The sequence below is a fragment of the Polaromonas sp. P5_D5 genome (genome assembly GCF_054049435.1).
Map to the genome: position 1 here is coordinate 788,103 of NZ_JBFUMJ010000001.1, position 21,284 is coordinate 809,386.

Below are 21,284 nucleotides of genomic sequence, written 5' to 3' on the forward strand. Positions count from 1 at the left end.
AATTTCCGCGTTACGACCCACCGCGCCCGCGCGCCAATCAAGGCCTTGAGGCGCGCATGCTGCTACCTTTTCGGGACAGCAAAGGATGCCAGAAAGTTCTATGCAAGCCAGAAAATTCGATGTCGTCGCGCTCGGCGAAGCCATGGTGGAGTTCAACCAGACCCAGGCTGGCCAACCCAACTACCTGCAAGGCTTTGGCGGGGACACCAGCAATGCCGTGATTGCCGCCGCGCGCGCGGGCGCCATCGCAGCTTATTTAACCCGTTTGGGCGGTGACACTTTCGGCCAATCACTGATGACCTTGTGGGCCACAGAAAACGTTTCGACGACCGCAGTCCAGCAAGATCCGGAAGCCAGCACCGGCCTTTACTTCGTCACACACGGCAAAAATGGACATGAGTTCAGCTACCTGCGTGCGGGCTCCGCGGCCAGCCGCATGACCCCTGCCTGGCTGCACCAAGGCGGCGCCGCACACGCCGTGCGTGAAGCCAAGGTCCTGCATGTGTCAGGCATCTCGCTGGCGATTTCCGCCAGTGCCTGCGACACAGCGTTTGCCGCGATGAAACTGGCCAAAGAGGCCGGTACCCTCGTGTCGTTTGACTCCAACCTGCGGCTCAAGCTCTGGCCGCTGGACCGGGCGCTTGCCTGCACCCGCCACGCCGTTTCACTGTGCGACATTTTCCTGCCAAGCCTGGAAGACATCACCACCCTCAACGGCATGACAGACCCCGACGCGGTGACGGACTGGGGCCATGCCCTGGGCGCCAAAACCGTGGTGCTCAAGCTCGGCGGCGACGGCGCGCTGGTCAGCGACGGCACGCGGCGCGAGCGCGTGCCCGTGCACAACGTGAAGCTGGTGGATGCCACCGGCGCAGGCGACTGCTTTTGCGGCAACCTGCTGGCGCGCATTGCGGCGGGCGATAACGTCTTTGATGCGGCCCGTTATGCCAATGCAGCGGCCGCCCTCACGGTGCAGGGCTACGGCGCGGTCGCTCCGCTGCCGCGTCCCGAACAGGTCAGGGCCCTGCTGTGAGCCGCCTTCTGGCAGTCGACTGGGGCAGCTCTTCATTGCGCGGCGCGTTGATCGACGGCGCCGGCACAGCCCTGGACGAGCGTTCCTTCGCACGTGGCATCCTGACCGTCGCTCCCGGTACCTTTCCGGAGGTTTTTGCAAGCTGCTTTGCCGACTGGATGACGTCAGGCACGCTGTGCCTGATCTCCGGCATGGCCGGCAGCAAACAGGGCTGGCGCGAAGCGCCCTACTGCGCCTGCCCCGCCGGCTTTGACGCGATCGCCGCCGCACTGGAATGGGTGGAGCCCGGCCGCATCGCCATCGTGCCCGGTCTGAGCATAGACAAGGGCGGTGTGCCCGACGTCATGCGCGGCGAGGAAACGCAGATCTTTGGCGCCTTGCAGCTGCTGGGTCTGACGAACGCCCGGCTGGTGCTACCCGGCACACACAGCAAATGGGTCACCGTCGAAAACCGGCAAGTCACTGATTTTTCGACCTGGATGACCGGCGAGTTCTATGCGCTGCTGCGCCGCCAATCCATCCTCGCACGCATGCTGCCCGACGACGAACCCGCGCTGGACGCCGCCGCCTTCGATCAGGGCGTGGCCCATGCGCTGGCCGGCCCCGGCCTGCTGAACACCGCCTTCAGCACACGCACCCTGTCACTGTTCCAGCGAATGACAACCGAGGCCCTGCCCAGCTACCTGTCGGGCCTGGTCATCGGCGAAGAACTCAAATCCCAGGCACTGCCACGCGGCGAGCCTGTAGTGGTGATGGGCGCCGAGGCGCTCACGGCGCGCTACGAACAGGCACTGGTCCAGATCAATGTGCCCGTGAAGCGCGTGGGCGCGGGCGCCACCTGGCGCGGCCTGCGCGCCATCGCCGATACCCTGGCCTGACCGGCGCAGTATTGCGCCTCAACCTGCAGAACACCATGAACAACGCTCACCAAAAATTTTCCCAGGCCCTCGGCGCCCTCCCCCTGGTGGCCATCCTGCGCGGACTGACGCCGGCGGAGGCCCTGCCTGTCGGCCAGGCACTCGTTGCCACGGGCTGGACGTTGATCGAAATTCCGCTCAATTCGCCCCAGCCGCTGGACAGCATTGCCGCCATGGCCAGCACCTTTCCGCAGGCTTTGGTCGGTGCGGGCACGGTGCTGACTCCTGAAGCCGTACGTGACGTCCACGCCGCGGGTGGCCAGCTCATCGTTTCGCCCAATTTCAACCCGGCGGTGGTGCGCGAAGCTGTCCGCCTCGGCCTGGTGTGCCTGCCCGGCATCATGACTGCCAGCGAGGCATTTGCTGCGCTCGAAGCGGGCGCGACAGGGCTGAAGATTTTCCCGGCCGAAATGATTACCCCGGCAGTCGTGAAAGCCCTTCGTGCGGTGCTGCCCGCGCAAGCCGCAGTACTGCCGGTCGGCGGCATCACGCCTGCCAATATGGCGCCCTACCTGGCCGCGGGTGCCAACGGTTTCGGCATCGGATCGGCACTCTACAAACCAGGTTCTTCCGCCGCCCAGGTCTCCGAATCTGCTATGGAATTTATAGCTGCTTGCGCTGATACCATAAGGGCATGAGCATGATTTCACCTACAGAAACGTCCCTGGTATCGTTCGGGCTGGCGGGCCGCGTCTGCATCGTCACCGGCGGTGCCCAAGGCATCGGCGAGGCCTGCGTGCGGCGTTTTTCGCGTGAGCAAGCGCAGGTCGTCATCGCCGATATAGACGACGCGCGCGGCACGGCGCTGGCCACAGAACTCGGCGGCCTGTATGTTCATTGCGACGTGGGCGACAAAGTGCAAGTCGATGCGCTGGTTGAACAAACCGTGGCCGCGCACGGCCGCATCGACGTGCTGGTCAACAATGCCGGCATCTTCAAGGCCGCAGAGTTTCTGGACGTGACGGAAGCCGACTTCGACGCCGTACTGCGCATCAACCTCAAGGGATCCTTCCTGGTCGGGCAGGCCGTGGCGCGCGTGATGGCGGCCGCCGGCAAGGGCAGCATCATCAACATGAGCTCAGTCAACGGCGTGCTCGCCATTCCCACCATTGCCAGCTACAACGTCAGTAAAGGCGGCATTAACCAGCTCACGCGCGTGATGGCGCTGTCGCTGGCCAGCCAGGGCGTGCGCGTCAACGCGGTTGCCCCCGGCACCATCGCCACCGAACTGGCCGCCAGGGCCGTGCTCACCAGCGACGAAGCCAAGGCCAAGATCATGAGCCGCACCCCCATGAAGCGCCTGGGCGAGCCCTCGGAGATCGCCGACACGGTAGCCTACCTCGCCAGCGACGCCGCCAGCTATATCACAGGCGAAATCGTCGTGGTCGATGGTGGGCGCATGACGCTGAACTACACCGTGCCGGTGTAGCCTGGCATGCACGCGAAAGCGTGCCGGTTTTCCCCTTTCAGTTGATGTGGATCATGCAATCCACCGCGGAAGGCGCTGAAGATCACCAGAGCCTTCCAGGGGAAACTCTCCTCCAATCCAGAGGGGCTTGACCTTCCCACAGGGGGAAGGTCTACCCTTGTTCATGGGCCTGGTCCAGGTCTGCAGAACACCAAAGGAAGCCCTCCATGAACCACACCTCCCACGCCACACCGGGAACCGCACAGGCAAACGCTCACCTGCCGCCCACCGCCCCGGACGGACTGAAAGACCCGGTCTGCGGGATGGACGTCACCACGGCATCCGCGCACCATCTTGAGCACGAGGGAAGGCCTTATTACTTCTGCAGCACCGGCTGCCAGGCCAAATTCTCCGCAGATCCGGCGGCCTACGTCGGTGCGCTCAAAGCAGAGCCTGCGCCCGAAGCGGCGCGCGGGCCTGATGCGGGCCAGGCCGGCGGAACTCTTTACACCTGCCCCATGCACCCGGAAATCCGGCAAGACCATCCGGGCAACTGCCCAATCTGCGGCATGACACTGGAGCCCGTCATGCCCAGCCTTGACGAGGACGAAAACCCGGAACTCGTCTCCTTCACCCGCCGCTTCTGGTGGACGCTGCCGTTGAGCATGGTGGTGACGGTGCTGGCCATGTTCGGCCACCAGCTCGGCTGGTTCGACATGACTGTCCAGAGCTGGATAGAACTGGTGCTGAGCCTGCCGGTCGTATTGTGGGCAGGCTGGCCCTTCTTTGTGCGTGGCGCGCAATCAGTCGTCCACCGCAGCCCGAACATGTGGACCCTCATCAGCCTGGGAACAGGCGCGGCCTTTGCCTACAGCGTGGTCGCCACCCTCGCGCCCGGTGTGTTTCCGGAGTCGTTTATTTCCATGGGCCGTGTAGCGGTTTACTTTGAGGCGGCGGCCGTGATCATTTCACTGACGCTGCTCGGCCAGGTGATGGAACTGAAGGCGCGCTCGCAAACTTCCGCCGCGATCAAGTCATTGTTGGGACTGGCGCCCAAAACCGCGCGGCGCATCAAGGCCGACGGCACCGAGGAAGACGTGCCGCTAACCCACGTGCACGTGGGAGACAACCTGCGCGTGCGCCCCGGCGAAAAAGTGCCCGTCGACGGCATCGTTACCGAGGGCGGCAGCGCCGTCGATGAATCCATGCTGACAGGAGAACCCCTGCCCGTGAGCAAGCGTCCGGGCGACAAGCTGATAGGCGCCACGCTCAACACCAGCGGCGCCCTGGTGATGCGCTCCGAGCGCGTCGGCGCACAAACCATGCTGTCGCAAATCGTTCAGATGGTCGCGCTGGCCCAACGCTCGAAGGCACCCCTGCAGCGCATGGCCGACCAGGTGGCCGGATGGTTTGTCATGGCCGTGGTGGCCGTGGCCGTACTGACCTTTCTGGGATGGGGACTTTTCGGCCCGCAGCCGAGCTGGGTTTACGGCCTGATCAACGCGGTAGCAGTGCTGATCATCGCCTGCCCCTGTGCACTGGGCCTGGCCACGCCGATGTCCATCATGGTCGCCACCGGCAAGGCGGCCGGCCAGGGCATTCTTTTCCGCGATGCGGCGGCGATTGAACACCTGCGCACCGTCGACGTACTGATCGTCGACAAGACCGGCACGCTGACGGCCGGCAAGCCGGCGTTCGACCGCGCGATTCCCGCCACCGGCTTCAGTGCCGACGAAGTGCTGGGGCTGGCCGCCAGCCTGGATCAGGGCAGCGAACACCCATTGGCCGAGGCCATAGTAGCCGCAGCGCGCGCTCGCGGCCTGACGCTGGACACGCCAGAGAACTTCGAGTCCGCCAGCGGCATCGGCGTCAGCGGGCATGTGGCTGGTCGGCTGCTCGCGCTAGGCAATACGGCGTTGATGGCGCAAGTTGGTGTTTCGGTGGATTCGCTGCTGGCCCAGGCGGAAGCCCTGCGGGCCGAGGGCGCCAGCGTGATGCACCTGGCGGTCGACGGCCGGCTTGCGGGCCTGCTCGCTGTGGCCGATCCGGTGAAAGCCAGCACGCCCGAGGCGCTGGCGGCGCTTAAGGCCGCCGGCCTGCGCGTGATCATGGCCACGGGCGACGGCATGACCACAGCCAAAGCCATCGCCGGGCGCCTGGGCATTGACGAAGTGCACGGCGGCGTGCTGCCGGCCGACAAACTGGCACTGGTCAAGCGCCTGCAGGATGAAGGCCATATCGTTGCCATGGCCGGCGACGGCATCAATGACGCCCCGGCCCTGGCGCAGGCCAACGTGGGCATTGCCATGGGCACAGGCACCGACGTGGCCATGAACAGCGCCCAGATCACGCTGGTCAAGGGTGATTTGCGCGGCATCGCACAGGCCCGGAAAATCTCGGAAGCGACGATCGCCAACATGAAGCAGAACCTCGGTTTTGCCTTCGTCTACAACTCCCTCGGTGTACCGCTGGCCGCGGGGCTGCTCTTTCCCTTCACCGGCTGGCTGCTGTCGCCCATGATCGCGGCCCTGGCGATGAGCCTGAGTTCGGTGTCGGTGATCAGCAATGCGCTGAGGCTGCGCGAAAAGCGTTTTTAACCGGTGCTTAATCAGGGCTGACTTCGCCCGGTTTGATTGCTAAGCTGCGATGACAAGGCGTCACTCCGACGCCAGCCAGACTGGGGTCACCATGGCCACGATCTACAAGGAATTCACCGTCGACGCCGGCATAGACAGCGTCTGGGACGCGCTGCGCGATTTCAACGCTGTGCACCGGCGCCTTGCGCCGGGCTTCGTGGTCGACTGCAAGCCCGGCGAAGGCGGCCGCACCGTAACCTTTGCCAACGGCATGGTTGCGCACGAAGTGCTGGTGGGCATCCATGAAGGGATGCACCGCCTCAGCTACACCGTGGTGGGCGGCAAGGCCACCCATCACATGGCTTCGGCGCAGCTGTTTACCGAGGGCGAAAACCGCACCCGCTTTGTCTGGATCACCGACGTGCTGCCCGATGCGCCGGGGGAATACATCGACGTGATGATGACCCAGGGCGCGGCGGTGATGCAGCAGGCACTCGGCAGGCCGGCCATTTGAATTCAGGCCGGGCGCTTGGCCAGCAAGGCCCAGACACCCGCCGTGGACAGCAGCGAGCCGCCCGCGAAATTAAAACGCCGCTGCGCGCGCGGCGAGGCCAGCAGTGTGCGGGCCGAAGTGGCAAACACCGCGTACAGCGTGGCGTTCAGGCTGGCCATCAACACAAAGGTCACCGCCAGCACCCAGAGCTGTCGCGTCATGTCGGCGCCGGGGTTAATGAACTGGGGCAAGAAAGCCACAAAAAACACAATGCCCTTGGGGTTGAGTGCGGTGACCAGGTAGGTATTGCCGAACAGCCTCCACAAGGAGCCCGGCGCCTCGGGCGCTGCGGTCTGCATGGGCGAAATTCCGGCGCGCAGGAGCTTGATGCCCAGGTAAAGCAAATACAGGCCGCCCGCCCACTTGACTACCGTGAACCAGAAGGCCGAGGCCGCGAGCAAGGCGCCCAGGCCGAACAACGAGACCACCAGCGCCGTCGAGTCACCCAACGCCACGGCGGCCACCAACGGAATGTTGGCACGCTTGCCGTGCGCCATCGAGTAGCTGATGACGGTGAGGATGGTGGGACCGGGAATAATGAGCAACACGGCGGTTGCGGCGACGAAAGCAAACCAGAGCTGGAGGGACATGGTGCGTGTTCCGAAGTTGCGGGGCTGCAGGTGATGAGGGAGAGTGGATTTCATGATAACGCCGGCCGGCCGCATCTGCCTAAAATCGCCCATGCCTTCCGCCACCCTACCTAAGCCCCTCGCAGTTGCCGCATCGCCAGCTGCTGGCCTTTTTACTGACGACAGCGGCACCACGCGCTGCGCCTGGTGCCAAGCGACGCCGCTCTACCGTAACTACCACGACAGCGAATGGGGCTTCCCGGTCGACGACGAACGCAGGTTGTTCGAAAAGATTTGCCTCGAAGGCTTCCAGGCCGGCCTGAGCTGGCTGACCATCCTGAACAAACGCGAATCCTTTCGCAACGCGTTCGCCAACTTCGATGCCGAGCAGGTGGCCCGCTTTGGCGAGCGTGACATCAAACGCCTGGTCAACGACGCGGGCATCGTGCGGCATGCGGGGAAGATTGCTTCGACCATTAACAATGCAAAGCGCGTCATCGAACTGCGCAAAGAATTTGGCTCACTGGGCGCTTTTGTCTGGCGGCTGGAGCCCGAGGCCAAGAGCCGGCCCGCGCGCATCACACATGAGGCCGTCAAAGCCATGCCGACTTCCCCCGCCTCCGTCGCCCTGTCCAAGGATCTCAAAAAGCGCGGCTGGAGTTTTGTGGGCCCCACCACGATGTATGCCTTCATGCAGGCTATGGGTCTGGTCAACGACCACATCGAGGGATGCACCAGCCGCAAGGCGGCGCTGGCCGCCCGCAAGGCTTTCACCCCGCCCAAGGTGCCGTAAGTTATAACCAGCGCGCTCGCTTGAAACGCCAGTACAGCAGCGAGCACGCCACCACAATCATGCTGATGGCCATGAGATAGCCGTAACGCCATTTGAGTTCGGGCATGGCTTCGAAGTTCATGCCCCATATGCCGGCAAACGCCGTGCAGACCGCAAAGATACTGGCCCAGGCCGCGAGCTTCTTGGTCACCTCGCTTTCCTCGATGGTCACCATCGCCAGGTTCACCTGGATAGCAGTGCCTATGGTGTCGCGCATGTTTTCGATCAGTGCGTTGATGCGCGACAAATGGTCGACCACGTCACGAAAGTAATCCTGCACACCGCTGCAAATTTGCGGAACCCGGCCGCCATAGAGTTTGCTGGCCCCTTCGAGCAGCGGCGCCACTGCGTGCTTGAGCACCATCACGCTGCCCTTGAGTTCGTAGAGCCGTTCGATGTTCTTTCGCGCAGCACCGGGCGTGAAGATTTCCTTCTCGATGAGCTCCAGCTCGGTCTCGAGTGCGTCGAGGATGGGAAAGTAGCGGTCAACCACCGCGTCCATCAGGGCGTACAGCACAAAACCCGAACCGTTGCGCAGCAACTCCGGTTCGCGCTCGCAGCGTTCACGCACGCCCAGAAACCCCTTCTGGCTGCGGTTGCGCACCGAGAGTACATAGTTTTTCCCGGTGAACACATCCACCTCGCCGACGTGGAGTTCGCCCGGCTTGTCGTTGGACTGCTCAATCAGGTGCAGTACCGAAAACAGCGAAGCGCCGTATTCCTCGATTTTCGGGCGTTGGTGGCCGTGCCGGGCATCTTCGACCGCCAGTTCATGCAGGCCGAACTCATGCTGCATTTCTTCAAGCTCTTCCGGCGTGGCGTCTTGCAACGCCACCCAGACGAATGCATCAGGGCGGCAGATGTAGTCGCTGATCTCGGTGACGGGAATGTCGGCAAGCTTGGTGCCGTTCTGGTAGACCACGCAATTGATAAGCATCTGTTGTTTCCCGCAAGTTGTCTGCCTGCGTGAATTCTGGCACAGCGCTGATATGCCGTCACGCTGAGATCAGGTTGGGCGGCGCGGAACCACCAGGTTGTAGACGGATTGCTGCAGCACCTCGCCGTGCTGGTTGAACGTCTGGCTGCGCACTACCACCCGGCCCCGGTCGGGCCGCGAGGCTGAGGGCGTCACGCTCACCACTTCCGTTTTTACATGCAGCACATTGCCGGGACGCGTAGGCCTTGGCCAGCTGATTTCGCCGCCCGCGCCTACGATGCCACCGGCCAGTGGCAGGCCACCGCCCACCAGCAGGCGCATGGTGACGGCCGCCGTGTGCCAGCCGCTCGCGGCCAAGCCGCCAAAGAGTGTGGCTTTGGCCGCTTCGTGGTCCAGGTGAAATGGCTGCGGATCAAACTGCGCGGCGAAAGAGGTGATTTGAGCCTCGTCGAGTGCATGCTCGCTGCTGACGAAGCGGTCACCCACCTTGAGGTCATCGAGATAACGGGGTTCCGGAATGTCGGCTTCAGGAATATTGCTCATGCATTTCTTTCGCTTAGGCAGACACTCAGGTTGCGGCCCTGGCGGCCATTTGCCGAGGCAGCAGCGCTTCGCGGATCGGCAGGTTCACCAACGCGGCGCCTGTGGCCAGCACGATGTCGATGTACCAGACCCAGTCGTAGCTGCCGGTTGCCTGGAATATATAGCCGCCCAGATAAGCACCCAGGAAACCACCCACTTGGTGCGACAACATCACCACGCCGAACAGCATGGCCATGTTGGCCGTACCGAACATCTTGGCGACCAGGCCCACGGTGGGCGGAACGGTCGAAAGGAAGGTCACGCCCATGACGGCGGCAAAGATCAGCATCACGGCCGGGGTCTTGGGCGCCAGCAGGAAGATGAGTACGGCGAGGCCACGCGTTGCATAGAGCAGCGCCAGCAAGGACTTCATGCGCCAGCGGCCGACGGCCCAACCCATGGCCAGACTGCCGACGATGTTGAAGAGGCCAATCATCGCAAGCGACCAACCGCCAATTTCGGGCGGCAAGCCGCAGGCCGCTATCACGCCGGGGAGGTGAGTCGCCAGAAACGCCACGTGAAAACCGCACACCAGAAAACCCGCCGCGAGGTAACGGTAGCTAGGCGTTGCGATGGCCTGGCTAATGGCTTGACGTGCGCTCAGCGCTTTCGTGCCCGAGGCCGCCGCAGCCTGGGCTGCCAGCGCATTCGAATTGCCTTTCAGCACCAGCACCGCAGGCACCGCCAGCAGCACCAGCGCGCCCAGCCACTGCATCGCACTGGCCCAGCCGACAGCGGCGGTCAGGCCAATGGCAATAGGCGCCATCGCGAACTGGCCAAAGGAGCCGCCCGCATTGACGATGCCGGTGGCGAGACCCCGCTTTTCCGGTGGCACCAGGCGCGTGCTGGCGGCCATGAGCACCGACGGGCCCGCCATGCCGGCGCCGCCTGCTGCGAGCATGCCGATGGCAAATATCAGGCCGACCGTGCTGGTCATGAGCGGAGTGATGACGGTGCCCACTGCGACCAGCACGACACCCAAAAAGATCACGCGGCCTGTGCCGATACGATCAGCCACCGCGCCAGCAAAGGGCTGTGTGAGCCCCCACCAAAGCTGACCGAAAGCGAAGGCCAGGCTGATGCTGCCTACGCCCAGCGCGGTGGACGTATTCAGCGCCGACAGGAAGAGGCCCATGGTCTGGCGCACACCCATGGTGAGGGCAAAAGTGCCGCCGGCGGCCAGCAGCACCAGCCACATCGCGATGCGGCGCGCTGGCAGTGCAGTGGAAGAAGCGGAAGGCGCAGAGGAATTGGAAGGCTCGGTATTACTCATCATCAGCTCCAGATTCGATGGGGGACAAAAGCTCTAAAGATTCGTTGATCAGGTTATGCAGGGCCAGCACACGCCCGGCGCCCAGCAGCGCGTTAAGCTGCTCCTGCGCAGCCCTCCACCGCGATCGGGCCTCCTCACGCTTGGCACGGCCCGCGTCAGTCAGCATCACGGTACGGCTGCGCGCATCGGTGCCTGCGGCGAGCTCAATCCAGCCGGCGTCGATCAGCGGCTTGAGGTTGCGCGTGAGGGTGGAGGCACTCATCTTCATGCCACGCGCCAGCTCGCCCGGTCGCATGGGGCCCAGCTTCAGCACATAAGTCAGCAGGGAATACTGCGTTGTCTTCAGGCCCGCCTTGGTCATTTCAAGGTCGTAGTGGTGCGCGACGCGGCGCATCAGCTGGCGCAGCTTGACATTGGTGCAGCCCTGCACTTTGAGTTCGGCCTGGGTTGACAGGCGGGTTTTCTCGCTCATAATTTAATTGTAGCTACAATCATTGTATATGCAACATTTATAAATACCATGACCCCACAAGACACATTGACTCAGTGGATGGAACAAAGCGCCGCGGTGCGCGCCCGCATGGTCGGCGGCGGCGGCAAGCCGGGCCTGGCCCGGCCCGAAGACGTGATGGGCAAGACCGGCATGGAAGTGATGCAGGCCATGTTGGCCGGTGAGCTGCCCTACCCCCACATTGCCGAAACACTGGACTTTGCGCTGATTGAAATCGAACCCGGCAAAGCGACCTTTCAGGGCACACCGCAGCTCAAGCACTACAACCCGCTGGGCACGGTGCATGGTGGCTGGTACGCCACGCTGCTCGACTCCGCCGTGGGCTGCGCTGTGCACACCATGATGCCGGTGGGCCGGGCCTACACCACGGCCGAGCTCAGCATCAACATCGTGCGCGCCGCCTCGCACAAGACCGGACCGCTGCGCGCCATAGGCACCGTGATCCACTGCGGCCGGCAGCTGGCCACCGCAGAAGGCCGCATCGTGGGGCCGGACGGCAAGCTGTATGCGCATGCGACCACAACTTGCCTGGTGTTTGAGGTACCGGCGCAGAAGACCAGCTAAGCGCCGAAGGCGTTGACGGGGATCTTGAGGTAACTGACACCGTTGCATTCAGGCGGCGGCAAACCACCCGCGCGGATATTGACCTGGATTGAAGGAAGAATCAACGAGGGCATGCCCAGCGTCGCATCCCGGGCCGCGCGCATGGCGACAAAAGCCTCTTCGGAGATGCCGTCATGCACATGGATATTGGCGCGGCGCTGCTCACCCACAGTGGTTTCCCACTGAGGCGCACGTTCTCCAGGCGGGTAGTCGTGGCAGACGAAGATCCGGGTTTCTGCCGGCAGTAATAGCAGCTTGCGGATAGAGCGGTACAACTGGCGGGCGTCGCCGCCCGGGAAATCCGCGCGGGCGGTGCCTACGTCGGGCATGAAGAGCGTGTCGCCCACAAACACGGCATCACCCGCAAGGTAGGCCATGTCCGCGGGCGTATGGCCGGGTACATGCAGGGCGCTCATCTCCAGATTGCCCAGCCTGAATATCTCGCCGTCCCTGAGCAGGTGGTCGAACTGGTTGCCATCCGGCGCAAATGAATGCTCCAGGTTAAAAATCGATTTGAAGGTGGCCTGCACGGTGCATATATGTTCGCCAATGGCGGTCCTGCCGCCGGCCTGCGCCTTCAGGTAGTGCGCGCCCGAGAGGTGGTCAGCGTGCGCGTGGGTTTCCAGGATCCACTCGACCTGAAGGCCCTGCCGCGCCACATGGGCCAGCACCTGGTCGGCCAGCTCCGTGCTGGTGCGCCCCGATTTGAAGTCATACCCCAGCACCGGGTCGATGATGGCCGCCTGCCCTGTGCCGCTGTCCGCCACGACATAGGTGACGGTCCCGGTCAGGGGATCAAAAAATGCCTGGGGATTCAGCGGGCTTGGCATGGATGGTTTCTTTCATCGAAGAGGTCGCCTTTACATTATATATTTTCATATAATATCAAGAAGCCCCAACACACAGCCATGAAATCATCCCCTCCCGTTTTGGACCCCGGGCTGCTTCGCGACGCGGCCGCACAAGCCGTGGGTGCACTCAAGGCGCTGGCCAATGAAGACCGGTTGCTGCTACTCTGCCAGCTCTCGCAGGGCGAGCGCTGCGTGAGCGAGCTCGAGCAGGACCTGGGCATACGCCAACCCACGCTCTCGCAGCAGCTCGGTGTGCTGCGCAATGAAGGCGTGATCATCCCGCGCCGGGACGGCAAGAACATTTATTACCGCGTGGCCGAACCCGGGACGCTGGAAATCCTGGCGTTGCTCTACCGCCTGTATTGCCCTGAAGGAAACAAGCAATGACCCTGGACTGGAACGCCTTCACACCCTGGTCCGCACTGGCGGGCGGCCTGCTCATAGGCCTGGCCGCCGCGATGTTCGTACTGCTCAACGGGCGCATCGCCGGCATCAGCGGAATTCTGGGCGGGCTGCTCAAGCCGGCGCGCAGCGACATGGGCTGGCGCGTGGCCTTTATCGCCGGGCTCGTCGGCGCCCCATGGGCCTATGCCGCATTCTCGGCCTTGCCTCCCGTACAGGTGGATGCCGGCTATGGCCTGCTGGTCATCGCCGGCTTGCTGGTGGGCGTCGGCACGCGCTATGGCGCGGGCTGCACCAGCGGCCATGGCGTGTGCGGGCTTTCAAGGCTGTCGCCGCGTTCGCTGGTGGCCACGGTGACTTTCATGGCTACCGGTTTTACCGTGGTGTTTCTGGTGCGCCATCTGTTCAAACTTTAGGAGAATGACCATGCTGCTGCTGTCCTCCCTGCTGGCGGGCCTGGTGTTCGGCCTGGGCCTGATCGTCTCGGGCATGGCCAATCCCGCCAAGGTCCTCGGCTTCCTGGATCTGGCCGGCCCCTGGGACCCGTCGCTGGCCTTTGTCATGGCCGGCGCCATTGCCGTGGGCCTCTTCGCTTTCCTGCTGGCTAAAAAAAGGAGCCGCTCCCTGTTGGGCGCGGATATGAAACTGCCGGCCGCGGGCCCTGTGGATCGCAGGCTGCTGGCCGGTAGCGCCCTCTTCGGGATGGGATGGGGGCTTGCCGGTTTTTGCCCCGGCCCGGGCCTGGTGGCCCTTGGCATGGGCGAACCCAAGGCCACCGTGTTTGTGCTTGCCATGCTGGCCGGCATGGCGATCTTCGAGTGGCTCGAAAGACGGCGGCCCTAGCCCCCACGCAACTACGCCACTTGGCCGGCATGGCCCTCCAAAAAGCCGGTTCGATGACCTGACCGAAAGATATCCTTAAAGAAGGGCTCGCACCAGGACCAAAGATCCCGGCCGACTGTCCGCATGCGGACAATTTATGTTCTTTTTTCGATTCGACCCGCTATTCAAGCGGAATATGCGGGGAAGCCCCTGTTATATCTGACAGGGTAAGGCTTGATTCAGCCTTGCACGGCGCATAGACTGCGCGAACATCAAAAGAAGAATGAGAGCATTTGGCAAAGACAAGCACTCAACCTGGAAATACAACGCAATGATTACCTCCCTGAACGACCATGCGCCAACCCCCTTCCAGGTTCTGCGCCAGCCGATGGATGCTCCAGACGCCATTTTCCTCACCGGCGGAACACCCTTCATTTCGGCCCCTCCCCGGGGAAACTTCGTCGAGGAAATCACGCTCTGCCATCTGGATACTCCGTTAAAGATGGAAAAAGTCCAGAGCCTGCGCGGCCACATCAACCTGCCGTCCGGATGCCGTGACGCGCGGTTTTTTGAACAAGAAAAAAAAGAGACGAATTGGGCTTTGTGTTTGCATTTGAGTTCCAACGCGTGGTGATTGGCACCTTGAGGCTGGTTCCCATGCACAGGGGGCTGACCTCACTTGAAAAGCTGTTGGCGGAAAAACAATTGATTGAGCCAGAGACCTGCCGAAACAGCTGGGAAATCGGGCGCCTTGTGCTCAATCCCGATTACAGAAGCGGCCCCGATCTTGTGAAGCGATGCATATTTTTGGGTGTTTCGTATCTTGCGCGGCATACCGATGGGCAAGACCTCTTTGCCTCCTGCACGCCGGTGCTGAGCCGCTTGTACAGGCGTTTCGGGTTTTCCCCCATCGCAAACAATATACGGGTGGATGGGGCGGACGAATCGTTTACCCTGATACATGGACAGGTACCGGACATTCTCAAATCGTCTGACTGTCAGTAAGTCATGCACGGGAATATTTCATATTGCAGCAGCATCCTCCACCAGAGACCGGAAGAGGCTGCTGTTGATGGTTTTCCCGCGCCAACAGAATTGAAATATATATGGGCTGGTTAAAAAGACTCTTTGGCCACTATGAGGCTTACCACGCACATGGCAGGCCCTTGCTCAAATACATTGGCATCGTAGGCGCCCTGACCTATGTGGTGTTTTACCTGATACGGTTCACGAAACCCAATCCTCGCCCCTACGATGACCTGGGAATGCGGGTGCTGGTCGTAATTCTCTTTACCGTGCTGGCCATGAAAAATCACTGGCCACAGAAACTTAAAAAATACTACTTTTCCTACTCCTATTGGGCATTGATCTATTGCCTGCCGTTTTTCAATGTATTTCTTTCGCTGAAGCGGCACGGAGGTATCCCCGCGATCTCCAACTGTTTTATCGCGCTCAGTTTTCTTGTCATGATCGCCGACTGGCGCAACACGATTGCCATGTTGGTGATCGGTTGCGGCAGCGCGGCGTTGCTGTACGTCGCCATCACGCCCAACCCCTCAATACCCATGGACATGGTGGCCCAGCTTCCGGCCTACCTGCTGATTCTTATCGGCGGCGCCGCATTCAAGCTTTCGGAAAAGCAGATAGATGCCGAAAAATTGCGCATCGCAAACTCCCTTGCCGGCTCGATCGCCCATGAAATGCGCAACCCGCTCGCACAGGCCAAGATGAGCCTGGAGAGTATCGGGGAAATGCTGCCCGCGAACGGCATCGCGGTCCCCGCCGAACACACATCCCGCATGCGCCAGTTTGTCAACATGGGGGAGATCGCTGTACACAGGGGTAACCAGGTGATTGACCTGATCCTGGGATCCTTCAAGTCCAGCGCGGTGGACCGAAGCAAATTTGAGTATTTATCCGCCGCAAAAATAACTCAGAAGGCGGTGGACGAATACAGTTTTTCCGATCGACACCTGCGCGGTGATGGTGGCAACTTACGTGACAGTGTCACAGTGCGTGTCGTGAAGGACTTCACCTTTTACGGAGACGAAACCCCCTATGTTTTTGTGCTCTTCAACCTGATCAAGAACGCGCTCTATTACCTCGACCAAAAGTCCGGCGCAACGATCGTACTGACGGTAGACGATCACAAGGTGACCGTCAGAGACACGGGCCCGGGCATCGACAAGGAGGTGTTGGCGCACCTGTTCGAGTCCTTCATGACCTCAGGAAAGGCCGAGGGGACGGGCCTTGGGCTGTCGTATTGCAAACGCACCATGCAAAGTTTTGGCGGTGATATTCATTGTGATTCCGTGGTCGGTGAATTTACGCAGTTCACGCTGACCTTCCCCCCAATACCGCAAACCGGGACGGGCAAGGCCCTCGCTGCTGCGGAAACGCCTCGACAGGCAGCCCGCCCCATCATCCCCGGCAATGTGCTGGAGGGCAGAACCGTCATATTGGCCGAAGACGACGAACTTAACCGCATCATGGTGGGGGAGCGCTTGAAAAGCTGGGGCTTGACAGTGCTGGAGGCCGAAGGGGGACGCCAGGTACTGGCCCACCTGGACAGCACCCCAAGCGTCGATTTGATCTTGATGGACATGAACATGCCCGGGTTGAACGGCGTGCAGACGACCCAGGCGATTCGCTCGCGTGATTGGGAGCATCAGGGTATTTTTATCCTCGCACTTTCCGGGAACTCCGATGAGCTTGATGTCAGGACAGCCTTGAACGCCGGCATGAATGGCTACATCCTGAAAAATGGCGACATGAAGTTGCTGCAAGGAAAAATGCTGGAGGCTTTGGCGGCAACAGAGTAGCCCGGGGAAAATTCAACCCCGCGAAGTCCCTCATCGGTCATTGCGCGGCATGCATCGCCATCGCCTTTGCATCCCTACGCAAGCGGCCTGCACAGGAAGCGAAGATTGGCGACAATGGGCAGTCCGGCCACTTCCCACCTTCATCACCATGCGACTCCTACACACCATGCTGCGCGTTGGCAGTCTCCAACGCTCCATCGACTTCTACACGCAGGTTCTTGGCATGAAGCTGCTGCGCACCTCGGAAAATCCCGAGTACAAATACAGCCTGGCCTTTGTCGGCTATGAAGGCAACCCGGCGCAGGCCGAAATCGAGCTGACCTACAACTGGGGCACCGAAAGCTACGACATGGGCACGGCTTTTGGCCATATCGCGCTGGGCGTGCCAGACGCCTATGCGGCCTGCGAGAAGATCAAGACGGCGGGCGGCAACGTCACGCGCGAGGCCGGCCCGGTCAAGGGCGGCACCACGGTGATTGCCTTTGTGACGGACCCGGACGGCTACAAGATTGAGCTGATCCAGCGTGATGAAAGTGCTGCGGGCGCTGGCCTGCGTTAGTTCATTGCGCTTCACTGCTATTCTTTTAATAGCTGCTTGCGCTCATCCAGAAAGGCTGGGAGCGCTATTTTCCTCATAAATAGCGGGCAGGCTGCCAGGCTCAGGCAGCATTGCGTGCCAGCTGGCAGGCCTGAAAAGCCAGTGCAGTGACGTGTGACCAGTTGCCGCGAGCCAGCGTGTCCGCAGGGGTCAACCAGGACCCGCCTACACACACCACATTGGGCAGCGCCAGAAACTCAGGCGCATTGGCCACCGTGACGCCGCCCGTCGGGCAAAACCGCACATCGCCAAAGGGGCCGTTCCAGGCCTTCAGCATGGCCGGGCCGCCCGCCTGCATGGCCGGGAAAAATTTGAGTTCTGTCAGGCCGTCTTCCTGCGCCATCATGATCTCGCTGCCGGTGGCCACCCCTGGCAGCAGCGGCAGGCCCGCATCCCTGCAGGCCTGCCCCATCGCATGGGTGTAACCGGGGCTTACCGCAAAGCGTGCACCGGCCATGGCGCAGGCCTGGGCGTCGGCGGCACTACGCACAGTGCCCGCCCCCACCACGGCTTCGGGCACATCGCGCGCAATGGCCTCAATGCAGGCCAGCGCTTGCGGCGTGCGCAGGGTGACTTCGAGCATGCGGATGCCGCCCGCCACCAGCGCACGTGCCAGCGGCACCGCCTGGCTCACGTCGGTCAGCACAATCACGGGTATCACTGGGGCATCCTGCATGATCTGCAGGGGGGTCAGTTTTCCGCTGACGTTCAGGTTTATATCCACGATAAAGCTCCTTCTTCAGCCGTCAGCGCGTGACGGCGCATACCGGCAAACAACTCTCGTCCCATGCCGATGCCGTTGGCCGCGCGCAAATCGGCAGGCATGGTGTCGACCGGCCTGGCGGTCCATTCTGCATCGTTCACCAGTACCTTCAATTCGCCGGTGATGGCGTCCACACGAATTACATCACCGTCGCGCACCTTGGCCAGCGGGCCGCCGGCAGCGGCCTCGGGCGACACATGGATGGCGGCCGGCACCTTGCCCGAAGCGCCGCTCATGCGGCCGTCGGTGATCAGCGCGACCTTGAATCCCTTGCCCTGCAGCACGGCCAGCGGCGGCGTCAGTTTGTGCAGCTCGGGCATGCCGTTGGCTTGTGGGCCTTGCCAGCGCACCACACACACCACGTCGCGGTTGAGTTCTCCGGCGCTGAACGCGATGTGCAAGGCTTCCTGCGAATCAAACACCCGCGCAGGCGCTTCAATCACATGCCGGTCGTCAGGCACAGCCGACACCTTGATCACGCTGCGGCCCAGGTTGCCTTGCAACAGCTTGAGGCCGCCCGTGGCGCTGAATGGTTTGGCAGGTGTGCGCACGATGGTTTCGTCTTTGGAAGCGCCCACGTCGTGCCAGGCAAGCGCCGCGCCGGCCAGCGCCGGTTCGCGTGTGTATTCGCGGATGCCGCCTTCACGCACCGTGAGCACGTCTTCATGCATGAAGCCCGCGTCCAGCAATTCGCGAATGATGAAGCCGGGGCCGCCTGCGGCCTGGAACTGGTTCACGTCGGCGCTGCCGTTGGGGTAGACGTGGGCCAGCGTCGGCACCACATCGGAGAGGTCGGAAAAATCATTCCAGTCGATCACAATGCCGGCCGAATGCGCGACGGCTACCCAATGGATCAGGTGATTGGTGGAGCCGCCAGTGGCGAGCAGCGCGACCATGGCATTGACGATGGCTTTTTCATCGACGATCTGGCCGATGGGCGCAAAGCGCTTCGCCTTGACGATGCCCAGCACGGTGCGTGCCGCCTCGCGCGTGAGCTCCTCACGCAGTGCGTTGCCGGGGTTCACAAACGCAGTGCCCGGCACGTGCAGGCCCATGGCTTCAAGCAGCAGCTGGTTGCTGTTGGCGGTGCCGTAGAAGGTGCAGGTGCCGGGGCTGTGATAGGACTTGAACTCGGAATCAAGCAGGGCGTCACGGCCGACCAGGCCTTGCGCGGCCTGCTCACGCACGTGGGCTTTTTCCTTGTTGGGAATGCCCGATGTCATGGGCCCGGCCGGCACAAACACCGTAGGCAGATGCCCGAACTGCAGCGCGCCTATCAAGAGGCCCGGCACGATCTTGTCGCATACACCCAGCATCAGCGCCGCGTCGAACATGTCGTGCGACAGCGCAACGGCCGTACTCATGGCAATCACGTCGCGGCTGAAAAGGCTGAGCTCCATGCCGCTGGTGCCTTGCGTCACGCCGTCGCACATCGCGGGCACGCCACCGGCCACCTGCGCCGTAGCGCCCAGCTTGCGGGCTTCGTCCTTGATGAAGGCCGGGTAGGCCTGCAGCGGGGTATGCGCCGACAACATGTCGTTGTAGGCAGTGACGATGCCAATGTTGGGCTTGCGCTCGGCCACCACCTTGAAGCGGTCGTCCAGCGGCATGCCGGCAAAGGCATGCGCCACATTGGCGCAACCCATACGGTCCAGGCCGGGTTCGCGGGTGGCGGCAGCGCGCAGGTGTGCAAGGTAGGCGCTGCGCGTGGGAAGGCTGCGCTCTGCGATGCGGGCGGTGATTTTTAAAACTGCGGGGTGAAGGGCCATGTTGTAACTCCGGTCATGGTCAAGTCACTGGGTATGTAACTTTATTACTGACTCTATGGTAACGGGTTACCGGCCTGTTTACCGCCACATGGTTACTACGTGGTTACGAAACGCAGCCCAAAAGCTGCTCTGCAAAGTTCTGAAACAACCCGTGAGTGCGGCTTTACTGGAGGGTAATTTCCACACGCCGCGCTTCGGCGTCGCTGCCGCCGCCTACAAGCTGCTCGGGTTTTTTCAGCACAATCTGGCGATCGGAAACACCGGCCTGCTTCAGTGCCTCGCGCACGGCAAGGGCCCGCTGCCGGGCAAGCGCTGCATTTTTCTGGGCGTCCCCTGTGGCATCGTGAAAACCGGTGATCACCAGCGTGCGGCCAGCCTTGGCGGCCTTGACCACTTCACCCAGGGCAGCACCCGCACCGTCCGCAAGGTCTGCATCGCCCGAGGCAAAATAAAACCGCACCGCGCCTTGCTCCACCTTCACGCTGGCGGCGTCGGCTGCAGCCTGCGAAGCCCGGCCGGCAATGTTCGCGGCATGGTCCACGGTGCTGGCTGGCTCGGCAGGCGTCGGCGCCACCTCTGGCACGGGCAGGGATATTTGGGCAGGGGCAACAGCGGCGGAAGGCGCCCGGCCGAGCCGATGCATGCAAAGCCCCACCACCAGCGCGATCACGAAAGCCACGAGGCCGAGAACGACCGCCAACACCAAGCCTTGCTGGCCCTCATCGTCCTGAGAAAACATTGCCCACTCCCGTCACTAAATCCGTCACAAAAACTCAGCGCATTGTAAAGTGCGGCTGTGGAAAATTCAGCCCAACAAGCCGCCAGCCCCGGCATCAGCGTTTCCCGCAACCCGGACCACATGCTTGAGACCGTCATCCGCGAATGGGGCGGCCAAAGCGATCTCTGGATCTTCGCCTATGCCTCGCTCATCTGGCGCCCGGAGTTTGAACATGCCGAGGAGCGTTTTGCGACCATCCACGGCTACCACCGCGCCCTGAAGATGTGGAGCCGCCTGAACCGCGGCACGCCGGAATGCCCGGGCCTGGTGTTCGGCCTGCTGCATGGCGGCAGCTGCAAGGGGATGGTGTTTCGGATACCGCAGGCGCAGGTTGCCGGCGCCCTGCCCGCGCTGTGGGAACGCGAAATGCCCAATGGCGTGTACGACCCCAAGTGGCTGCGCTGCCAGACTGCAGAGGGCAATGTGCGGGCGCTGGCCTTCACCTTGTCCAAGCGCAGCCCCAACCATACGGGCGTGCTCAGCGAAGACGTTTACCGGCAGATCTTTTCGGACTCGTGCGGGCGCTACGGCACCACGCGCGAATATGCGCAACTCACCTACGACAAACTTAAAACCCTGGGAATTCACGACCACGCGCTGGGGAAGCTGCTGGAGCTGGCCAAATAGGCCCAGACAGCGGAGGCCCCGGCCTTGTCAGCAGGGACAAGGCGCCCTACAGTCAGCC

At 62.4% G+C, this 21,284-nt stretch carries 25 protein-coding genes; 16 read left to right on the forward strand and 9 right to left on the reverse strand.

What is annotated here, in order from left to right; genetic code table 11:
* Positions 1-100: 100 nt before the first annotated feature.
* From ACXJKE_RS03980 to ACXJKE_RS04005, 6 genes are all read left to right on the forward strand, one after another.
* The gene (locus ACXJKE_RS03980; protein WP_457279266.1) at positions 101-1,033 is read left to right on the forward strand and encodes a sugar kinase; all 933 of its coding nucleotides are present in this window, start codon (positions 101-103) and stop codon (positions 1,031-1,033) included.
* A complete protein-coding gene (locus ACXJKE_RS03985) occupies positions 1,030-1,911 on the forward strand; it encodes a 2-dehydro-3-deoxygalactonokinase (protein WP_457279267.1) in 882 nt (293 codons plus the stop codon). Before ACXJKE_RS03980 ends, ACXJKE_RS03985 begins: the two co-directional genes overlap by 4 nt.
* A 35-nt stretch (positions 1,912-1,946) precedes the next feature.
* A complete protein-coding gene (locus tag ACXJKE_RS03990; protein ID WP_457279268.1) occupies positions 1,947-2,588 on the forward strand; it encodes a 2-dehydro-3-deoxy-6-phosphogalactonate aldolase in 642 nt (213 codons plus the stop codon).
* 2 nt (positions 2,589-2,590) lie between these two features.
* Positions 2,591-3,379 carry an SDR family NAD(P)-dependent oxidoreductase gene (locus tag ACXJKE_RS03995; protein WP_457279269.1) on the forward strand — a complete coding sequence of 263 codons (789 nt, stop codon included), beginning with the start codon at positions 2,591-2,593 and terminating at the stop codon, positions 3,377-3,379.
* 206 nt (positions 3,380-3,585) lie between these two features.
* Positions 3,586-5,955 carry a heavy metal translocating P-type ATPase gene (locus tag ACXJKE_RS04000; protein WP_457279270.1) on the forward strand — a complete coding sequence of 790 codons (2,370 nt, stop codon included), beginning with the start codon at positions 3,586-3,588 and terminating at the stop codon, positions 5,953-5,955.
* A 91-nt stretch (positions 5,956-6,046) separates the two neighbouring features.
* Positions 6,047-6,448, forward strand: coding sequence for an SRPBCC family protein (locus tag ACXJKE_RS04005; RefSeq protein WP_457279271.1), 402 nt, complete (start codon positions 6,047-6,049; stop codon positions 6,446-6,448).
* A gap of 2 nt (positions 6,449-6,450) precedes the next feature.
* Here ACXJKE_RS04005 and ACXJKE_RS04010 read toward each other — a convergent pair whose 3' ends face one another.
* A complete protein-coding gene (locus tag ACXJKE_RS04010) occupies positions 6,451-7,077 on the reverse strand; it encodes a LysE family translocator (RefSeq protein ID WP_457279790.1) in 627 nt (208 codons plus the stop codon).
* Between the two features lie 91 nt (positions 7,078-7,168).
* Here ACXJKE_RS04010 and ACXJKE_RS04015 point away from each other — a divergent pair, with 91 nt between their 5' ends.
* On the forward strand, positions 7,169-7,849 hold the full coding sequence (locus ACXJKE_RS04015) for a DNA-3-methyladenine glycosylase I (RefSeq protein ID WP_457279272.1): 681 nt from the start codon (positions 7,169-7,171) through the stop codon (positions 7,847-7,849).
* Position 7,850: 1 nt separating this feature from the next.
* On the opposite strand, the gene ACXJKE_RS04020 is transcribed toward ACXJKE_RS04015, so the two are convergent.
* The 4 genes from ACXJKE_RS04020 to ACXJKE_RS04035 form a co-directional block, all read right to left on the reverse strand.
* Positions 7,851-8,825: a magnesium and cobalt transport protein CorA gene (locus tag ACXJKE_RS04020; protein WP_457279273.1), complete on the reverse strand. Its 975-nt coding sequence runs from the start codon at positions 8,823-8,825 to the stop codon at positions 7,851-7,853.
* Positions 8,826-8,894: 69 nt separating this feature from the next.
* A complete protein-coding gene (locus ACXJKE_RS04025; protein ID WP_457279274.1) occupies positions 8,895-9,368 on the reverse strand; it encodes a MaoC family dehydratase in 474 nt (157 codons plus the stop codon).
* A 25-nt stretch (positions 9,369-9,393) separates the two neighbouring features.
* On the reverse strand, positions 9,394-10,605 hold the full coding sequence (locus ACXJKE_RS04030; protein ID WP_457279791.1) for an MFS transporter: 1,212 nt from the start codon (positions 10,603-10,605) through the stop codon (positions 9,394-9,396).
* Positions 10,606-10,672: 67 nt separating this feature from the next.
* Positions 10,673-11,152, reverse strand: coding sequence for a MarR family winged helix-turn-helix transcriptional regulator (locus tag ACXJKE_RS04035; protein ID WP_457279275.1), 480 nt, complete (start codon positions 11,150-11,152; stop codon positions 10,673-10,675).
* Positions 11,153-11,200: 48 nt separating this feature from the next.
* Between ACXJKE_RS04035 and ACXJKE_RS04040 the strand changes: the two genes are divergently transcribed.
* Entirely contained in the window at positions 11,201-11,755 is a 555-nt protein-coding gene (locus ACXJKE_RS04040; RefSeq protein WP_457279276.1) for a PaaI family thioesterase, read from the forward strand.
* On the opposite strand, the gene ACXJKE_RS04045 is transcribed toward ACXJKE_RS04040, so the two are convergent.
* A complete protein-coding gene (locus tag ACXJKE_RS04045) occupies positions 11,752-12,624 on the reverse strand; it encodes an MBL fold metallo-hydrolase (protein ID WP_457279277.1) in 873 nt (290 codons plus the stop codon). The two genes, ACXJKE_RS04040 and ACXJKE_RS04045, sit on opposite strands and share 4 nt — an antisense overlap.
* Positions 12,625-12,702: 78 nt before the next feature.
* On the opposite strand from ACXJKE_RS04045, the gene ACXJKE_RS04050 reads away from it, so the two are divergent.
* The 7 genes from ACXJKE_RS04050 to gloA all read left to right on the forward strand — a co-directional run bounded on the left by ACXJKE_RS04050 (position 12,703) and on the right by gloA (position 17,250).
* Positions 12,703-13,032, forward strand: coding sequence for an ArsR/SmtB family transcription factor (locus tag ACXJKE_RS04050; protein ID WP_457279278.1), 330 nt, complete (start codon positions 12,703-12,705; stop codon positions 13,030-13,032).
* Positions 13,029-13,463, forward strand: a complete 435-nt coding sequence (locus tag ACXJKE_RS04055) for a YeeE/YedE family protein (RefSeq protein WP_457279279.1) — start codon at positions 13,029-13,031, stop codon at positions 13,461-13,463. Before ACXJKE_RS04050 ends, ACXJKE_RS04055 begins: the two co-directional genes overlap by 4 nt.
* A gap of 10 nt (positions 13,464-13,473) precedes the next feature.
* Positions 13,474-13,890: a DUF6691 family protein gene (locus ACXJKE_RS04060; protein ID WP_457279280.1), complete on the forward strand. Its 417-nt coding sequence runs from the start codon at positions 13,474-13,476 to the stop codon at positions 13,888-13,890.
* A 310-nt stretch (positions 13,891-14,200) separates the two neighbouring features.
* The gene (locus ACXJKE_RS04065; protein ID WP_457279281.1) at positions 14,201-14,503 is read left to right on the forward strand and encodes a hypothetical protein; all 303 of its coding nucleotides are present in this window, start codon (positions 14,201-14,203) and stop codon (positions 14,501-14,503) included.
* Positions 14,504-14,526: 23 nt separating this feature from the next.
* A complete protein-coding gene (locus ACXJKE_RS04070) occupies positions 14,527-14,874 on the forward strand; it encodes an N-acyl amino acid synthase FeeM domain-containing protein (protein WP_457279792.1) in 348 nt (115 codons plus the stop codon).
* Between the two features lie 161 nt (positions 14,875-15,035).
* Complete coding sequence (locus tag ACXJKE_RS04075) at positions 15,036-16,691, forward strand: ATP-binding response regulator (RefSeq protein WP_457279282.1); 1,656 nt, start codon at positions 15,036-15,038, stop codon at positions 16,689-16,691.
* Between the two features lie 148 nt (positions 16,692-16,839).
* On the forward strand, positions 16,840-17,250 hold the full coding sequence (gloA, locus tag ACXJKE_RS04080) for a lactoylglutathione lyase (RefSeq protein ID WP_457279283.1): 411 nt from the start codon (positions 16,840-16,842) through the stop codon (positions 17,248-17,250).
* Between the two features lie 100 nt (positions 17,251-17,350).
* Here the strand turns inward: gloA and eda are convergent, their stop codons facing one another.
* The 3 genes from eda to ACXJKE_RS04095 all read right to left on the reverse strand — a co-directional run bounded on the left by eda (position 17,351) and on the right by ACXJKE_RS04095 (position 20,560).
* Positions 17,351-17,965, reverse strand: coding sequence for a bifunctional 4-hydroxy-2-oxoglutarate aldolase/2-dehydro-3-deoxy-phosphogluconate aldolase (gene eda, locus ACXJKE_RS04085; protein WP_457279793.1), 615 nt, complete (start codon positions 17,963-17,965; stop codon positions 17,351-17,353).
* 38 nt (positions 17,966-18,003) lie between these two features.
* Positions 18,004-19,821, reverse strand: a complete 1,818-nt coding sequence (edd, locus tag ACXJKE_RS04090; RefSeq protein WP_457279284.1) for a phosphogluconate dehydratase — start codon at positions 19,819-19,821, stop codon at positions 18,004-18,006.
* Positions 19,822-19,984: 163 nt separating this feature from the next.
* On the reverse strand, positions 19,985-20,560 hold the full coding sequence (locus ACXJKE_RS04095) for an OmpA family protein (protein ID WP_457279285.1): 576 nt from the start codon (positions 20,558-20,560) through the stop codon (positions 19,985-19,987).
* Between the two features lie 120 nt (positions 20,561-20,680).
* On the opposite strand from ACXJKE_RS04095, the gene ACXJKE_RS04100 reads away from it, so the two are divergent.
* Positions 20,681-21,226, forward strand: coding sequence for a gamma-glutamylcyclotransferase (locus ACXJKE_RS04100; RefSeq protein ID WP_457279794.1), 546 nt, complete (start codon positions 20,681-20,683; stop codon positions 21,224-21,226).
* Positions 21,227-21,284: the final 58 nt, after the last annotated feature.

Coding starts and splice junctions, on each gene's coding strand:
- ACXJKE_RS03980 (WP_457279266.1), top strand. CDS start 101: ATGCAAGCCAGAAAATTCGATGTCGTCGCGCTCGGCGAAGCCATGGTG.
- ACXJKE_RS03990 (WP_457279268.1), top strand. CDS start 1,947: ATGAACAACGCTCACCAAAAATTTTCCCAGGCCCTCGGCGCCCTCCCC.
- ACXJKE_RS03995 (WP_457279269.1), top strand. CDS start 2,591: ATGATTTCACCTACAGAAACGTCCCTGGTATCGTTCGGGCTGGCGGGC.
- ACXJKE_RS04000 (WP_457279270.1), top strand. CDS start 3,586: ATGAACCACACCTCCCACGCCACACCGGGAACCGCACAGGCAAACGCT.
- ACXJKE_RS04005 (WP_457279271.1), top strand. CDS start 6,047: ATGGCCACGATCTACAAGGAATTCACCGTCGACGCCGGCATAGACAGC.
- ACXJKE_RS04010 (WP_457279790.1), bottom strand. CDS start 7,077: ATGTCCCTCCAGCTCTGGTTTGCTTTCGTCGCCGCAACCGCCGTGTTG.
- ACXJKE_RS04015 (WP_457279272.1), top strand. CDS start 7,169: ATGCCTTCCGCCACCCTACCTAAGCCCCTCGCAGTTGCCGCATCGCCA.
- ACXJKE_RS04020 (WP_457279273.1), bottom strand. CDS start 8,825: ATGCTTATCAATTGCGTGGTCTACCAGAACGGCACCAAGCTTGCCGAC.
- ACXJKE_RS04025 (WP_457279274.1), bottom strand. CDS start 9,368: ATGAGCAATATTCCTGAAGCCGACATTCCGGAACCCCGTTATCTCGAT.
- ACXJKE_RS04030 (WP_457279791.1), bottom strand. CDS start 10,605: ATGTGGCTGGTGCTGCTGGCCGCCGGCGGCACTTTTGCCCTCACCATG.
- ACXJKE_RS04035 (WP_457279275.1), bottom strand. CDS start 11,152: ATGAGCGAGAAAACCCGCCTGTCAACCCAGGCCGAACTCAAAGTGCAG.
- ACXJKE_RS04040 (WP_457279276.1), top strand. CDS start 11,201: ATGACCCCACAAGACACATTGACTCAGTGGATGGAACAAAGCGCCGCG.
- ACXJKE_RS04045 (WP_457279277.1), bottom strand. CDS start 12,624: ATGCCAAGCCCGCTGAATCCCCAGGCATTTTTTGATCCCCTGACCGGG.
- ACXJKE_RS04050 (WP_457279278.1), top strand. CDS start 12,703: ATGAAATCATCCCCTCCCGTTTTGGACCCCGGGCTGCTTCGCGACGCG.
- ACXJKE_RS04055 (WP_457279279.1), top strand. CDS start 13,029: ATGACCCTGGACTGGAACGCCTTCACACCCTGGTCCGCACTGGCGGGC.
- ACXJKE_RS04060 (WP_457279280.1), top strand. CDS start 13,474: ATGCTGCTGCTGTCCTCCCTGCTGGCGGGCCTGGTGTTCGGCCTGGGC.
- ACXJKE_RS04065 (WP_457279281.1), top strand. CDS start 14,201: ATGATTACCTCCCTGAACGACCATGCGCCAACCCCCTTCCAGGTTCTG.
- ACXJKE_RS04070 (WP_457279792.1), top strand. CDS start 14,527: ATGCACAGGGGGCTGACCTCACTTGAAAAGCTGTTGGCGGAAAAACAA.
- gloA (WP_457279283.1), top strand. CDS start 16,840: ATGCGACTCCTACACACCATGCTGCGCGTTGGCAGTCTCCAACGCTCC.
- eda (WP_457279793.1), bottom strand. CDS start 17,965: ATGCAGGATGCCCCAGTGATACCCGTGATTGTGCTGACCGACGTGAGC.
- edd (WP_457279284.1), bottom strand. CDS start 19,821: ATGGCCCTTCACCCCGCAGTTTTAAAAATCACCGCCCGCATCGCAGAG.
- ACXJKE_RS04095 (WP_457279285.1), bottom strand. CDS start 20,560: ATGTTTTCTCAGGACGATGAGGGCCAGCAAGGCTTGGTGTTGGCGGTC.
- ACXJKE_RS04100 (WP_457279794.1), top strand. CDS start 20,681: ATGCTTGAGACCGTCATCCGCGAATGGGGCGGCCAAAGCGATCTCTGG.